General features: G+C 71.1%; 17 protein-coding genes. 6 read left to right on the top strand and 11 right to left on the bottom strand.

Going from position 1 to position 14,500, the window contains the following annotated elements; translation table 11 throughout:
• Positions 1-66 precede the first annotated feature (66 nt).
• Positions 67-1,362, bottom strand: a complete 1,296-nt coding sequence (locus QM517_RS06905) for a chloride channel protein (protein ID WP_160897439.1) — start codon at positions 1,360-1,362, stop codon at positions 67-69.
• 55 nt (positions 1,363-1,417) lie between these two features.
• Here QM517_RS06905 and QM517_RS06910 point away from each other — a divergent pair, with 55 nt between their 5' ends.
• The 3 genes from QM517_RS06910 (at position 1,418) to QM517_RS06920 (ending at position 4,031) form a co-directional block, all read left to right on the top strand.
• Entirely contained in the window at positions 1,418-1,741 is a 324-nt protein-coding gene (locus QM517_RS06910) for a hypothetical protein (protein ID WP_077052321.1), read from the top strand.
• Between the two features lie 63 nt (positions 1,742-1,804).
• Positions 1,805-3,004, top strand: a complete 1,200-nt coding sequence (locus QM517_RS06915) for a pyridoxal phosphate-dependent aminotransferase (protein WP_283286155.1) — start codon at positions 1,805-1,807, stop codon at positions 3,002-3,004.
• Positions 3,005-3,641: 637 nt separating this feature from the next.
• Entirely contained in the window at positions 3,642-4,031 is a 390-nt protein-coding gene (locus tag QM517_RS06920; protein WP_283286156.1) for an endonuclease domain-containing protein, read from the top strand.
• Between the two features lie 61 nt (positions 4,032-4,092).
• On the opposite strand, the gene QM517_RS06925 is transcribed toward QM517_RS06920, so the two are convergent.
• Genes QM517_RS06925 through QM517_RS06940 form a run of 4 tightly spaced genes read right to left on the bottom strand, consistent with a single transcriptional unit; the run spans position 4,093 to position 6,910 of the window.
• Complete coding sequence (locus QM517_RS06925) at positions 4,093-5,229, bottom strand: UDP-N-acetylmuramate dehydrogenase (protein ID WP_077052324.1); 1,137 nt, start codon at positions 5,227-5,229, stop codon at positions 4,093-4,095.
• On the bottom strand, positions 5,229-5,633 hold the full coding sequence (locus tag QM517_RS06930) for a MaoC/PaaZ C-terminal domain-containing protein (protein WP_077052325.1): 405 nt from the start codon (positions 5,631-5,633) through the stop codon (positions 5,229-5,231). The genes QM517_RS06925 and QM517_RS06930 overlap by 1 nt, the downstream gene beginning before the upstream one ends.
• On the bottom strand, positions 5,630-6,079 hold the full coding sequence (locus QM517_RS06935) for an FAS1-like dehydratase domain-containing protein (protein ID WP_077052326.1): 450 nt from the start codon (positions 6,077-6,079) through the stop codon (positions 5,630-5,632). The genes QM517_RS06930 and QM517_RS06935 overlap by 4 nt, the downstream gene beginning before the upstream one ends.
• Before the next feature lie 33 nt (positions 6,080-6,112).
• A complete protein-coding gene (locus QM517_RS06940) occupies positions 6,113-6,910 on the bottom strand; it encodes a sulfite exporter TauE/SafE family protein (protein ID WP_175627636.1) in 798 nt (265 codons plus the stop codon).
• A gap of 344 nt (positions 6,911-7,254) precedes the next feature.
• Between QM517_RS06940 and QM517_RS06945 the strand changes: the two genes are divergently transcribed.
• Positions 7,255-7,890: an NADPH-dependent F420 reductase gene (locus tag QM517_RS06945; RefSeq protein ID WP_283286161.1), complete on the top strand. Its 636-nt coding sequence runs from the start codon at positions 7,255-7,257 to the stop codon at positions 7,888-7,890.
• Between the two features lie 221 nt (positions 7,891-8,111).
• Here the strand turns inward: QM517_RS06945 and QM517_RS06950 are convergent, their stop codons facing one another.
• The 6 genes from QM517_RS06950 to QM517_RS06975 form a co-directional block, all read right to left on the bottom strand.
• On the bottom strand, positions 8,112-9,272 hold the full coding sequence (locus tag QM517_RS06950; RefSeq protein WP_283286162.1) for a cystathionine gamma-synthase: 1,161 nt from the start codon (positions 9,270-9,272) through the stop codon (positions 8,112-8,114).
• Positions 9,269-10,357 carry a pyridoxal-phosphate dependent enzyme gene (locus tag QM517_RS06955; RefSeq protein WP_303655459.1) on the bottom strand — a complete coding sequence of 363 codons (1,089 nt, stop codon included), beginning with the start codon at positions 10,355-10,357 and terminating at the stop codon, positions 9,269-9,271. The genes QM517_RS06950 and QM517_RS06955 overlap by 4 nt, the downstream gene beginning before the upstream one ends.
• 61 nt (positions 10,358-10,418) lie before the next feature.
• Positions 10,419-11,267 (bottom strand): SDR family oxidoreductase, encoded by an 849-nt coding sequence (locus QM517_RS06960; protein WP_283286164.1) that lies wholly within the window; start codon positions 11,265-11,267, stop codon positions 10,419-10,421.
• 71 nt (positions 11,268-11,338) lie between these two features.
• Positions 11,339-11,656: a hypothetical protein gene (locus tag QM517_RS06965; protein ID WP_077052329.1), complete on the bottom strand. Its 318-nt coding sequence runs from the start codon at positions 11,654-11,656 to the stop codon at positions 11,339-11,341.
• Positions 11,656-12,225: a hypothetical protein gene (locus QM517_RS06970; RefSeq protein ID WP_077052330.1), complete on the bottom strand. Its 570-nt coding sequence runs from the start codon at positions 12,223-12,225 to the stop codon at positions 11,656-11,658. Before QM517_RS06970 ends, QM517_RS06965 begins: the two co-directional genes overlap by 1 nt.
• A gap of 4 nt (positions 12,226-12,229) precedes the next feature.
• Positions 12,230-12,772 carry an RNA polymerase sigma factor gene (locus tag QM517_RS06975; RefSeq protein ID WP_077052331.1) on the bottom strand — a complete coding sequence of 181 codons (543 nt, stop codon included), beginning with the start codon at positions 12,770-12,772 and terminating at the stop codon, positions 12,230-12,232.
• A 120-nt stretch (positions 12,773-12,892) separates the two neighbouring features.
• Here QM517_RS06975 and QM517_RS06980 point away from each other — a divergent pair, with 120 nt between their 5' ends.
• Together QM517_RS06980 and QM517_RS06985 are read left to right on the top strand one after the other, a co-directional pair.
• A complete protein-coding gene (locus QM517_RS06980) occupies positions 12,893-13,297 on the top strand; it encodes an Asp23/Gls24 family envelope stress response protein (protein WP_077052332.1) in 405 nt (134 codons plus the stop codon).
• Positions 13,298-13,418: 121 nt separating this feature from the next.
• On the top strand, positions 13,419-14,261 hold the full coding sequence (locus QM517_RS06985) for an NAD-dependent epimerase/dehydratase family protein (protein WP_283286166.1): 843 nt from the start codon (positions 13,419-13,421) through the stop codon (positions 14,259-14,261).
• The last annotated feature ends 239 nt before the right edge of the window (positions 14,262-14,500 follow it).

Raw genomic sequence — 14,500 nt, forward strand, 5'->3', positions numbered from 1 at the left:
GGCCGGGGCCTCGGCTCCGGCCCGTCGTGGCGTCCGGAATCGCTACGCGCGCCCGGCGTCCCGGCGCTACTCGCGCCCGGGATCGCGCGGGGCGAAGCGGCGCAGGCTCGCGCGCGAGGTGAGTCGCGCGGCGGCGAGCGACCCGGCGACGGCGAGGAAGATCGGCAGCAGCAGGTCGAAGCCGGTCGCGGTGAACTCGATCACGAGCACGATCGCGGTGAACGGCGCGCGCATGTTCGACGCGAGGAACGCCGCGGCTGCCACGATCGCGAGGCCCGTGGCATCCGCACCCGGCCAGACGAGCGCCCACGCCGCGGCGGCCGCAGCGCCGAGGCTCGCGCCGATCGCGACCGACGGCTGGAGCGTGCCGCCGACGGCTCCGGAGCCGAGCGACACGACCGTCGCGACGTACTTCAGCGCGGCGAGGGCGAGCAGGAGCAGCGCGGGCTGCGTGAGATCGAAACCCGCCGTCGCGAGCGCGCGACCGTTGCCGAGGATCAGCGGGAAGACCGCGCCGAGCGCGCCGACCGCCGTGAAGGTCACGGGCAGCGCGACGAGCAGCTTCCACCCCGTCGGCCGCACCTTCGCCAGGAGCGACGTCACGGCGCCGAAGCTCGTGGCGCCCCACCCCATGAGCGGTCCGATGAGGATCGCCGCCACGATGAGCGACGCGTTCACGTCGATGGATGCCACGTGGTACAGCGAGTCGTCCCCCACCAGCGGGCGTGCCACGAGCGTGGCGATCGCGCTGACCGAGAGGGCGACGACGGCCGCGCCGACGCTGAACTGCGCGAGCAGGATCTCGATCGCGAACAGCGCGCCGCCGAGCGGCACGTTGTACACCGCCGCGAGACCGGCGCCCGCGGCCGCGGCGATGAGGATGCGCCCCCAGCGCGCGTCGAGGCGGAACCAGCGGACGATCTTCGACCCGGCCATCGCGGAGAGTTCGCGCGGGGCGACCTCCTTGCCGATCGAGGCGCCGAGGGCGACCGAGGTGACCTGGATCACGGTGTCGGCGAGCGTCTCCCACCAGGGCATGTGCGCGCCGGCGACGCCCTGTTCGACGGTGGCGATCTTCCGGCCGAATCGGCGCAGCAGGTACCAGCCGACGGCGGCGACGACACCCGCGCCGCCCACGGTCACGATCGGCAGCCACCACACCGCCGGGGACGCCAGGCCGTCGAGGAACGGCCCTTCCTCGTGGCCCCAGACGAGGTGCTCGACGGTGTGGACGATCCAGACCAGCAGCAGCACGGCGAGCCCCGTGGCCACCCCGACGATCGCGGTCGCCAGCCCCAGACGGAGCAGGATGCCGAGCCCCCGACGATGCACGCGCGTGCGTTCCGGGGCCTCTGCTGTCACGACGCCACGCTAACGCACCGGCGACAGCCCACCCGCCACGCGCTAGCGTGACCGCATGGCCTCTGTCTCCCCGGCCGGCCGGCGCGCCAGCGACGGCTTCGGCATCGTCGCGATCATCCTCGCGGCGTTCATCCTGCTGCCGGCGCTGATGATCTTCCTGATCGGGCTCGCCCCCGGCATGAACGCGATCTGGTGGCTCGGCGTCGTGCTCCTGCCGATCATGGGATTCCTCGGGCTCGTCGCCCTCGTGGTCGGGATCGTCGGGATCGTCCTGCGCGTCCGGCGGCAACGGAACCCGGTCCTCTCGATCATCGGCACGGCCCTCGGGGCCGTCCTCGTCCTCCCCGTCGTGTGGGTGTTCTTCAGCTCCGCCGTGTAACCCTTCGGTGACGCCCGTCGCCGAGCCCACGGCATCCCGGGCGTGCCGAGTAGGCTCTACGCCGTGACCGACCGCGCCCCGCTCTCCCACAAGCTCTCCGCCATCGCCGAATCCGCCACTCTCAAGGTCGACGCCAAGGCCAAGGCCCTGAAGGCCGCCGGCCGTCCCGTCATCTCGTACGCGGCCGGAGAGCCCGACTTCGCCACCCCGCAGTTCATCGTGGATGCCGCCGCCGAGGCGCTGCACAGCCCGGCGAACTTCCGCTACACCCCCGCCGCCGGACTCCCGGTGCTGCGCGAGGCCATCGTCGCGAAGACGCGGCGCGACTCGGGCCTCGAGGTCGCGCCGTCGCAGGTGATCGTCACCAACGGCGGCAAGCAGGCCGTGTACCAGGCGTTCCAGACCGTGGTGAACCCCGGCGACGAGGTGCTGCTGCCGGCCCCGTACTGGACGACGTACCCCGAGGCCATCGCCCTCGCCGACGGCACGCCCGTCGAGGTGTTCGCCGGCGCCGACCAGGACTACAAGGTCACCGTGGCGCAGCTCGAGGCCGCCCGCACCGACAAGACGACCGTCCTCGTGTTCGTCTCGCCCTCGAACCCCACGGGCTCGGTCTACACGCCGGAAGAGACCGCCGAGATCGGCCGCTGGGCCCTCGAGCACGGCATCTGGGTCATCACCGACGAGATCTACCAGAACCTCACGTACGAGGGCGCCCGCGCGGTGTCGATCGTCGAGGCCGTGCCCGAGCTCGCCGGGCAGACGATCCTCGTCAACGGCGTCGCGAAGACGTACGCGATGACCGGCTGGCGCGTCGGCTGGATGGTCGGACCGGCGGATGCCATCAAGCTCGCGGGCAACCTGCAGTCGCACCTGTCCAGCAACGTCAACAACATCGCGCAGATCGCCGCAGCCGCCGCGCTGAACGGTCCGCAGGACGAGGCCGAGCAGTTCCGTCTCGCCTTCGACCGCCGCCGACAGCTGATCGTGGGCGAGCTGTCGAAGATCGATGGCGTCGAGGTCCCCAACCCGCTCGGCGCGTTCTACGTCTACCCTGACGTGCGCGGTCTGCTGGGCCGCGAGTGGGATGGCGTCACGCCGACGACCTCGCTCGAGCTCGCCGACCTGATCCTCGAGAAGGCCGAGGTCGCGGTGGTCCCCGGTGAGGCCTTCGGCCCGAGCGGCTACCTCCGCCTGTCGTACGCCCTCGGCGACGAGGAACTGCTGGAGGGCGTGCAGCGCCTGCAGCGCCTGTTCTCCTAGGCGCGTTCTCTCGCGCGTGAGGGGTCAATTTCTGTCGCTTCAGGGCGCTCCAAGCGACAGAGATCGACCCCTCACGCTCGGGCTGTGGAGAAGCACGGCGACGGGGATGCCGGGAGCGACAGGATGAGGGATGCCTCCGTCCCCGGTGTCCCGCGCTCCGTCCCCGGCCTTCACGCTCACCGAAGCGGCAGAGAATGGGCTCTCGCCCAGCACCCTGCGATCGACGGCGTGGAACACGCCGTTTCGTGGGATGAGGGTGGTACCCGGAAACCATGATGACCGTCAGCGCATCGGGGCGCTTCTCCGGGCCCTCCCCGACGGCGCATTCTGCTGCGGGCCTACGGCCGCCGTTCTGCAGGGCCTCCCGCTGCCCTGGCCATTGGCGAAGGACGCCCTGGACAAGCCGGTCGTGGGCGTGCCGCGAGCGCACGTTCGCATCCGCCGAACAGGTGTGGTCGGGCGTCGTCTGGACGTTGAGGACGAGGATGTCGTCGAAATCGACGGCATGCGATGCTCCTCTCCTCTTCGCACCTGGGCTGAATTGGCCGAAAGCCTCTCTGCTCCCCAGCTGACGGCGGTGACCGATCACCTGCTCGCGCGGCGGAATCCGCTGTGCACGCGAGAGGACCTGGAGCGAATGCATCGGCGGCTCCTCGGTGGTCGCGGATCGAAGGTCCGACGACTCGCCCTCGATCTCGCCGTGGACGGATCAGAGTCACCGAAGGAGTCGGAGCTGCGAGTCCTGCTCGTCATGGCGGGGCTCCCCACCCCGGAGTGCAACATCGAGATCTTCCACGGTCACCGGTTCGTCGCGCGTGTCGACCTGCTCTACCGCGACGCACGCCTCGTCATCGAGTACGACGGCGACTACCACCGCGATCCGCGGCAATGGAGCCGCGACCAGTCTCGCCGCGCGGAGTTGGAGTCGCTGGGCTACCGCGTGACGACGGTCACCGCCCGCGACTTCGACGCCCCCGAGGTGCTGCTGATGCGCATCCGCCGCCTGCTGGGGCAAGCCCACGCGTGAGTTGCCAAAATGTGTCGCCTCCGGCCCGCCGCAAGCGACACATCTTGGCGACTCACGCTCGTTAAAGCTCGACGTTCACCAGCACCGGTTCGGGCTGCAGCAGCAGGCCGAACTCGGACTGGACCCGGTTCTGCACGAAACGGGCGAGCTCGGCGATCTCGGCCGCCGTCGCGCGGCCGCGATTGGTCAGCGCGAGGGTGTGCTTGGTGGACAGCCCCGCGCGGGAGCGGGGGAAGCGGAAGCCGCGCGAGAGCCCCGCGTGCTCGATGAGCCAGGCCGCGCTCACCTTCACCTCGCGGAACTCCGTGACCGGCGGCGGGACGATGCCGTCGAAGGCCGCGAGCGGGATCACCGTCACCGGGTCGACGACGGGCCCGAGAGGCCACTTCGGGCACTCGACGGGGAGGGTCCGCGCGAACGCCTCGGAGACGATCGCGTTCTGGAAGAACGACCCCGCGCTCCACGTGTCCGGGTCTTCCCCGTCGAGGACCATGCCCTTGCGCGCGCGGGTGGCGAGCACGTGCTCGCGGATCCATCGCAGCGACACCGCCGCGTCGGCATCCAGGCCCAGGGCACCGCGCAGCTGACCGCCCGCGATCGGCCGGTCGCCGTCGCCGACGCGGTCGAGCTCGAGCGTCACCGAGACGATGACACCGGGGCGCTCGGCGACCGACCCGTAGTGCTGTTTCAGCACCGAGGTGCGGAATCCGAGCCCCAGGTCGGATGCCGCGACGGTGGACAGCTCGCCGGTGGATTCGTCGAGCAGCTCGACCTCGACGAGGGTCTGCACGACCTCCTGGCCGTAGGCCCCGATGTTCTGCACGGGGGCGGCGCCCACGGTCCCCGGGATACCGGACATCGCCTCGATGCCGGCGAGTCCGCGGGCCACCGTCTCGGCGACGAGAGCATCCCAGTCGTGGCCGGCCTGCACTCGCAGCCGCACGGTGTCGGGGCGGGAACCGGACAGCTCCTCGATCCCGGCGGTCCGCACCAGCACCACGGTGCCCTCGAACGGCTCGTCGCCGACGAACAGGTTGGACCCGCCGCCCACGACGAGCCACGGCTCGCCGCTCGCCCACAGATCCCGCAGGACGCCGACGAGTTCGTCGGGAGTGCGCGCCTCGATCGTGCGCTCGGGGAGACCGCCCGTGCGCAGCGTCGTCAGCTCGGAGAGCGGGACGGGGGTGATCTCGGGCATCAGGACAGCCGCACGCGCACCTGCGCCTTGCCGAGGACCGTCGTGCCGGCGTGCGTCACGGTGAGGTCGATGCGGGCGGCCTCGTCGTCGACCGCGCCCACCTTGGCGCTGATGTGAAGATCGGCGCCCTCGACCGGGTCGACGACCACGGGCCGGGTGAAGCGCACGCCGTACTCGAGGATGCGGCCGGTGTCGCCGAGCACCTCGGCGAGCGTTCCGACGGCGACGCCCATCGTCAGCATGCCGTGGGCGAGGACGCCCGGCAGCCCGACCTCGGCGGCGACGTCGTCGCGGTAGTGGATGGGGTTGAAGTCGCCCGAGGCGCCCGCGTACCGCACCAGCGACTCGCGGGTGAGGTGGACGGAACGTTCGGCGACGACGTCTCCGACGGTGAACGCGCTCATGCGCCGGCCTCCCCCGCCAGCAGCACGCTGGTCGTCGTCACGACGTGGGCGCCGTCGGCATCCACGATCTCCGCCTCGCTCGTGATCATCGCGTTGCCGCCGAGGGTGCGGATGCCGGTGACCGACAGCGTCGCGGTGAGTTCGTCGCCCGCGACGATGGGCCGGGAGTACCGGAAGCGCTGCTCGGCGTGGACCAGACGCGAGAGCTCGATGCCCGAGTCGGGGTCGCCGAGCAGCTGCTGCAGTGTCAGGTCCTGGACGACCATCGCGAACGTCGGCGGCGCGACGACGTCGGCGTAGCCGAGCGCGCGAGCGGCGGCGGGGTCGGAGTGCTGGGGGGCGTCGGCGAAGACGGCGCGGGCGAACTCGCGCACCTTCTCTCGACCGACGAGGTACGGCGCGGTGGGCGGGAAGGCACGACCGACCAGTTCGGGGTTCACGGGCACCGGCTCAGTCTATCGACCCGCCCCGCGGCCGCCTCAGCGCTGGTGGCGTCCGCGAACGGCCTTGACCGCCATCTGCGTGGCGATGAAGACGAGGAAGATCGAGAACAGGACGTTGCCGACGAACGGGTCGACGAGCTTCGCGAGCGAGGCGCCGAGGGCGGTCGTCGTGCACGCCGCGACACCGACGCAGGCGGCGGCGACGAGGTCGACGTTGGAGCGGCGGAGGTTGCCGACGGTGCCGGAGATCGCGGTCGGGATCATCATCAGCAGCGAGGTGCCGCGGGCGATGAGGTCGCTCGTGCCGAAGAGGAGCAGCAGCGCGGGCACGACGATGATCCCGCCGCCCACGCCGAGCAGACCCGCCAGGATGCCGGTGACCACGCCGAGCACGAGGAGCCCCGGTCCCGTGATCCAGGTCAGTTCGAGCTCGGCATCCCGGGAGGGGATGACGAAGTACAGGCTCACGATCACCGCGACGAGGAACGCCACGAACGACCACCGCAGAGCCGTCTGCGACAGCTTCGGGAGCAGCCACGTGCCGATCTGCGCGCCGCCGACCGCGCCGGCGGCGAGGATCAGCGCGGGGATCCACGCCACGTGCCCGTCGACGGCGTAGGTGATGACACCGACGGATGCCGTGGGCACGATCGCCGCGAGCGAGGTGCCGGCGGCGAAGCGCTGGTCGAAGCCCAGGGCGAGGACCAGGAGCGGCACGATCACGGTTCCGCCGCCGACGCCGAAGAGGCCGGACATGAGCCCGGCGAGGAGGCCCACCCCGATGCACACGATGAAGAAGCGGGCGGAACGGGTCGGGCGGGCGGTGTCGATCACGGGGCGGGAATCCTTGCGAGACGAGGGGGTGCGGGCCGGCGCCCGCCGACGGACCAGTCTTCCACCTCGGCGGAGACCGCGACGTCACGGCATCCCGGGAAAGAAAGCGGCCCCCGGTGGTCCGAAGCCGCGTCCACCGGGGGCCGTCGCCCTCACAGGTCAAGCGGAACGGTGACCCGAACACCGGTCTGCGACCACGATCGCGAGGGTGCGACAGGAGAGAAGTTACCCGGCTCGGACCGAACCCGCTGCCTCTTGACACCGATATCTAATACTGCTAACTAACTAACTCGATGCGTCTATCGGCGGGAATGCGCTCGCCGTCCCGTTCGTTCGGGTCCGGTATGACCACCGTAGGAATCATCGGAGCAGGAAACATCGGCCAGGCCCTCGCGCAGGGTTTCGTGGACCACGGGTACGACGTCGTGATCGCGAATTCCCGCGGTCCCGAGACGCTCGCGGACCTCGTCGGCACCCTCGGCGAGCGGGCGCGCGCAGCGACCGCGCAGGAAGCCGCGGAGGCCGGCGACATCGTCGTCGTCACCGTCCCCCTCAAGGCGTATCGCGACATCCCCGTGGAGCCGCTCCGCGGCAAGACCGTCCTCGACACCAATAACTACTACTGGGAGCGCGACGGGCACATCGCCGAGCTCGACGAGAAGCGCACCACCACCGCGCAGATGCTGCAGGAGCACCTGCCCGAGAGCACCGTCGTGAAGGCCTTCAACCACATCGGCTCCGCGGAGATCCTGACGACCGGCTCCCCCGCGGGCACGGCGAACCGCCGGGCGTTGGCCACGGCGAGCGACTCCGACGAGGGCATCGCGCTGATCACCGGCATCTACGACCGATTCGGTTTCGACACCGTCGCCATCGGTCCGCTCGCCGACAGCTGGCGCATCGAGCGCGACACCCCGGGATACGGCATCCGCCAGAACCGCGAGGAGCTCGAGCAGAACCTGGCCGCCGCCGAGCGCTGACCCCGGCCCGGCCCACGGGGGCCCGCACCGCGCGGCCCCCGCACCGCGCCGGATCCGCTCCGCCGGCATCCGACGCATAAACGCGATTCGCGCGTATAAACGCTCTCTCAGCGTGTTTATACGCGCGAATCGTGTTTATGGATGCCGGCACCCGGCGCGGCAAAGCCCGGGCGCCGCAGCACCGGGCGCCGCAGCACCCGGCGCGGCAGGAGCGCGGCGTGTCAGAGCGCGGCGAGCGCCCGATCCACGTCGGCCACGAGGTCATCGGCCGACTCGATGCCCACCGACAGGCGGACGATCGTGTCGGGCACCGCGAGTTCGGTGCCGCGCACCGACGCGTGGGTCATGGCATCCGGGTAGTTCACGAGCGACTCGACGCCGCCGAGCGACTCGGCGAGGGTGAACAGGCGCGTCGACTCGGCGAAGCGGCGCGCGGTCGCGCCGTCGGCGAGCTCGAGCGACACGATGCCGCCGAAGGCGCTCATCTGCGACGCCGCGAGCGCGTGGCCGGGGTGGGTCGGGAGGCCCGGGTAGTACACCTTCGCGACGCGGTCGTGCCCGGCGAGGTGCTCGGCGACGGCCTGCGCGTTGGCGCTGTGGCGTTCCATCCGGATGCAGAGCGTCTTGATGCCGCGGGTGGTCAGGTACGCGTCGAACGGACCCGAGACGGCCCCGGCCGCGAACTGCAGGAACTGCGTCTTCTCCGCCAGGTCGGCGTCCGCGAACGCGAGCGCGCCGCCGACGACGTCGGAGTGCCCGCCGAGGTACTTGGTGGCCGAGTGCACGACGACATCGGCCCCGAGCGCGATGGGGCGCTGGAGCGCCGGGGAGGCGAAGGTGTTGTCGACGACGACGATCGCGCCGGCCGCGTGGCCGAGGCGCGCGAGACCTTCGATGTCGGTGATGCGCAGCATCGGGTTGCTGGGCGTCTCGACCCAGACCATGCGGGGGCTGCGCTCCTCGATGGCTGCGGCCACGGCATCCAGGTCGCTCATGTCGACGACGCGGAGCTTCACGCCCCAGGGCCCCAGCACCCGCGCGAGCAGGCGGTAGGTGCCGCCATACACGTCGTTGCCGAGCAGCACCTCGTCGCCCGGGACGAGGGCGGCGCGCAGCAGCGCGTCCTCGGCGGCGAGTCCGGACGCGAACGACAGCGCGCGGGCGCCGCCCTCGAGAGCGGCGATCTGCGTCTCGAGCGCCGTGCGCGTCGGGTTGCCGCTCCGGCCGTACTCGTAACCGCCGCGGAGGCCGCCGATCCCGTCCTGCGCGTACGTCGTCGACAGGTGCACCGGCGGGATCACCGCGCCGGTCGTCGGGTCGAAGGCCTGTCCCGCGTGGACGGCGAGGCTGTCGAAGCCGCGCGCGGCGTCGTGGGTGCTCATGCGGAGTGCTCCTGGGTGCTCTGTGCGGGAAGGACGGATGCCACGGGCTCGACGTCGTAGCCGCGCGCCGTCATCCATTGGTCGTCGAAGATCTTGCTGAGGTAGCCACGGCCGTGGTCGGGGAGGAGGACCACGACGACGGCGTCGGCGGGGAGGTCGCGGGCCACCCGGAGGGCGCCGACGACGGCCATGCCGCTGGAGCCGCCGACGAGCAGCCCCTCCTCGCGGGCGAGGCGACGGGTCATTGCGAACGACTCGGCATCCGAGACGCGCTCGTACGCGTCGACCACCGTGGGGTCGAACGCCGGCGGCCAGAAGTCCTCGCCGACACCCTCGACGTCGTAGCCGTGGATGTCGTCGCCCGAGTAGATGGAACCGACCGGGTCGACGCCGACGATGCGCACCGACGATCCGGCGACCTCGCGCAGGTACCGGCCGGTGCCGCTGATCGTGCCGCCCGTGCCGACGCCCGTCACGAAGTGGGTGAGGGAACCGTCGGTGTCGCGCCAGATCTCGGGACCCGTGGTCTCGTAGTGGCTGCGCGGCCCGTTCGGGTTGGCGTACTGGTTCGGCTTGAACGCACCGGGGATGTCGCGGACGAGACGGTCCGAGACGCTGTAGTACGAGTTCGGGTCGTCCGGTTCGACGTTGGTCGGGGTCACCACGACCTCCGCGCCGTACGCGCGGAGCACCGCGCGCTTGTCCTCGGCGACCTTGTCGGGCACGACGAAGACACAGCGGTAACCGCGCTGCTGCGCGACGAGCGCGAGACCGACGCCGGTGTTGCCGCTGGTCGGCTCGACGATCGTGCCGCCCGGGCGGAGCGAGCCGTCGCGCTCGGCGGCGTCGATGATGTTGGCCGCGATGCGGTCCTTGGCGGAGCCGCCGGGGTTGAAGTACTCGATCTTCGCCAGGACCGTGGCGGCGATGCCGTCGGTCACGCGGTTCAGACGGACGAGGGGGGTGTTGCCGACGAGGTCGGCGACGCTCTGGGCGTAACGCACGATGGAGTCCTGGGGGTCGATGCGCCCGAGGGCGCGGCTGACGGGGTCGTCGAAGAAGAACGCGGGGGCGTTCAGCGACAACAGCGACAGGTCAGCACGCGGTCAGCATACCCGACGATCCTGGCCCCCGGGGACCGGGCGCTCACGCCACCGCGCCGAGGAACTCCTCGAAAGTCTGCGCGGGACGTCCGGTCACGGCCTCGACGTCGCCGGAGACGCGAGCCTGATCGCCGCTCGCGATCGCGGTGTACGTGGTCACCCACGCCTCCACCTGCCAGGGCGGGGCGCCGTAGACCGCACGCGAGGCGTAGGCCTCGTCGAGCGTCTCGCCGACGTACCGCACGGGGTGGCCGCGGACGGCGGAGATCTTCTGCGCGACCTCTTCGAGCGTCAGCGCTTCGGGCCCGGTGAGGTCGTATGTCCGGTCGGCGTGGGCGGCGGGGTCCAGGAGCACCGCGACGGCCGTGGCGGCCACGTCCGACCGCGACACGAGCGAGCAGCGCCCTTCGCCCGCGGGACCGCGGATGACACCGTCGTCGCCCGCGAAGAGTTCCATCATGTCCATGTAGAAGTTGTCGCGCAGGAACGTCCACGACATCCCCGACGCCCGGATGAGCTCCTCGGTGGCCGCGTGGTCCCGTCCCAGGGTGAACACCGCGTCGGGGGCCGCGGCGAAGAACGACGTGTAGACGATCGACCGGACACCCGCGCGCGCGGCGGCCTCGACGAACGTCCGGTGGTGCTCGACCCGGTCGGCCGTCTCGGAGGCGGAGACCATGAACAACGTCTCGACGCCGGCGAGCGCGTCGGCGGCGGCATCCGCGTCGGAGTAGCGGGCGACGTGGACCTCGGCGCCCTCGAGTGCGGGAGCCCGCGACGCGTCGCGGACGAGCAGGCGCTGCCGGATGCCGCGGGCCGCGAGGTCGCGGGCCACGCGCCCTCCGACGGCTCCGGTCGATCCGGTGACGGCGATGACGGGCTGGTCGGGCATGCGTCCTCCGTGGGGGAAGAGAGAGTCCTCTCAGCGTATTCCGCGGCGCGGGGAGGTGGCCGCGCGAGCGCTCAGGATCGCGGGGCCACCAGGCGCGCGACCCGGACGCGCACCGTGTCGGCCGGGGCGTTCGCCCCGGCCTGGCGCACGGCCTCGGCGACCGCCGACGCGACGGCCGCGCTGTCGTCATCCGTGGACACGCCGATGCAGACGGTCACCGCGCGGGCGCCCGTGGTCTCGTCGACCGCCGCGAGGGAGCCCTCGACCTCGGCCATCCGCTCGTACGCACGCGCCACGACGGGGCGTGCCGAGTACGACTCGCGGACGCCGGCGACGGCGGTCACGGCCAGGTCGATGCGCGGTGCGAGATCGGCAGCGGTTTCCGTCATCATTCGTCCTCCACATCGACGTGCACGTCACCGACGGTGACGTCCACGCGCCCCACCCGAAGTTCGCCGTGGCGCTCGATCGCCGCACGGATGCCGTCGCGCATGAGCTCCACCGTGCCCTGCATCGGGTACCCGAACAGGACGCTCACGGTCACCCGCACGTCCAGCGGTCCCGTGGGCTCCGGCTGGTCGATGCGGACACGGCCGACCAGCACTCCCGGAACGTCGTCCCCGACCGTGCGGATCAGTTCGTAGAGGGCGCCCTCGGTCACCACGAGCTGCGTGCCGTCCGCGGTGCGCGCGAGGGGGATGTCGCGCCCGGCGCGGAACTCGCGCATCACTTCGCGCATGATCTCGTCGTACCAGGACTCCGCCAGCGGTTCGGCGGCCTGCTCATCGACGATCTCGCGCGAGAGGTGGCCCATCCGCTCCATGGATGCCAGGAGGGCCTGACATTCGGCATTGCGCTCGATCGCGGGGATCCGGGGGGTACGCCCTCGATCGAGATACGCGGAGAGATCCTCGAGCGAGTATCCCGAACCGCCCACGTCGTCCACGTCGTCACTCATTCGATCACCTCCACTCCTGCATGCGTTCCAACACGGTCTTGCGCGCCCGGGCGAGCCGCCCGCGTACGGTGGCGGCGGTCTCGCCGACCTCGGTCGCGATCTCGTCGTAGCTGTGGCCGCCGATCTCGCGCAGCACCCACACGACGCGCAGTTCTTCGGGGAGATCGGCCAGGACCTTCTTCAACGCGTCCATCTGCGACGATGCCACAACCGAGCGCTCCGGGTCATCTCCGACCGACACCATCTCTTCGTCGATCTGCTCCGAGATCTTCCGCGAACGCATCCGATCGGTCACCTTGCGGGACACGATGGTCGTCAGCCAGCTGCGCACCTTCTCGGGTTCGGCGAGGTCGGGCAGTCGCCGCCACGCGGTGATGAGCGCCTCCTGCACGCAATCATCGGCGTCGGCGCGGGAGCCGGTCAGCTTCGTGGCGAAGGCGACCAGGAACGGGGCGTGACGACGCACGAGCACCCCGAAGGCGATCTGATCACCGTCAGCCGCGCGCGACGCGAGGAACGCGTCGGTCGCGGTGGACAAAGAGGTCATGCCTGTTCCTGTCAGCAGATTTCCAGGTCGGGTTTCGTGACGAATCGCGAATCCGGCTCGTCCACATAGCGAAACACCCCGCGCCCGAAGCGCGCGGACGGTTGACGAAAGGACGAACTCATGGCATCCACCACTCCCACCACCCCCGAGGTCGGCAAGACCGTCATCGTCGACCCCGTGGTCGCCAAGGTCGCCGGCATCGCCGCCGCCTCGGTCCCCGGCGTGCACGCGCTCGGCGGCGGAGCCGCCCGCGTCATCGGCAACATCCGTCAGGCCGTCGGCGCGAAGGACCACGCGCAGGGCGTGAGCGTCGAGGTCGGCGAGACCGAGGTCGCCGCCGACATCGACATCCAGGTCGACTACCCCGAGCAGCTGCAGCGCGTGGCCTCCAACGTCCGCGCCGCCGTGCACCAGGCCATCACCGAGCTCGTCGGCATGAAGGTCGCCGAGATCAACGTCACGGTCGTGGACGTCTACATCCCGGGCGACGACGACGACGAGCAGCCCGAGGCCCGCGTCAACTGACGCCGCTTTCCCGGGGCCCGCGCCGCGACACGTGACGGCGCGGGCCTTTCGCCGTCGAGGCGGCCGCGCGGCGCCGGGCTGCCGGTAACGTCGTGATCACGCCCCCGATCGAAGGACGCCCATGCGCATCGCTCTCACCGGCTCGTCCGGCAAACTCGGTACCGTCGTCGCGCGCGAGCTCCGCGCCGCGGGTCACGAGGTCATCGGCCTCGACGTCCGCGGCGAGCGCGGACCCGGCTTCGTGCAGGTCGACCTCACCGACTACGGCCAGGTCATCGACGCCCTGGCGGGGGTCAACGATCAGCACGACGGCATCGACGCGCTCGTGCACCTCGGCGCCATCCCGGCTCCCGGCATCCGGTCCGACATCGCGACCTTCCACAACAACATGACGAGCACGTTCAACGTGTTCTGGGCCGCGGTGCGGCTCGGCATCCACCGTGTCGTGTACGCCTCGAGCGAGACCGTGCTGGGTCTCCCCTTCGACATCGACCCTCCCTACATCCCCGTGGACGAGGACTACGCCCCCCGCCCCGAGTCGGTGTACTCGCTCGTGAAGGTGCTCGAGGAACGGCTCGCGACCGAGCTCGTCCGCTGGCACCCCGAGCTGTCGATCACGGCGCTCCGCTTCTCGAACGTCATGGTGCCGGAGGACTACGCCGAGTTCCCGTTCGACGCCGACGCGCGGACGCGCAAGTGGAACCTGTGGGGCTACATCGACGCGCGCGACGGCGCCCAGGCCGTCCAGCGCGCGCTCGAGAACGCCCCCGCAGGCTTCGACACGTTCATCATCGCCGCCGCCGACACCGTGATGACGCGCCCCAATGCCGAGCTCGTGGCCGAGGTCTTCCCGGGTGTCGAGACGCGCACCGACCTGGATGACACCCGCACCCTCCTGTCGATCGACAAGGCCCGCCGCCTGCTGGGATACGAGCCGCAGCACTCCTGGCGCGACGACCGCTGAGGGGCGCACGACCCATCCGCGCCCGCGCGGGGGCTCTGGCATCCTGGAACGCGTGGAGATTCGAGGGATTGCGTCACCCCCACGCGACGCAACCCCTCACCCGCCGGCCTCAGATCCGAACATCCGCCTGGCGCGGGCAGTCGGGCGTCCTTGGGGCGCCCGCCCCCGTCTGTGTGGTGTCTGCCGATCCGGAATCCTTACAGCGCCTCCGGAAAAAGTTCGGCGACGCCGGCGTGTAA

It is taken from the genome of Microbacterium sp. IEGM 1404, assembly GCF_030056775.1.
GTDB lineage: Bacteria > Actinomycetota > Actinomycetes > Actinomycetales > Microbacteriaceae > Microbacterium.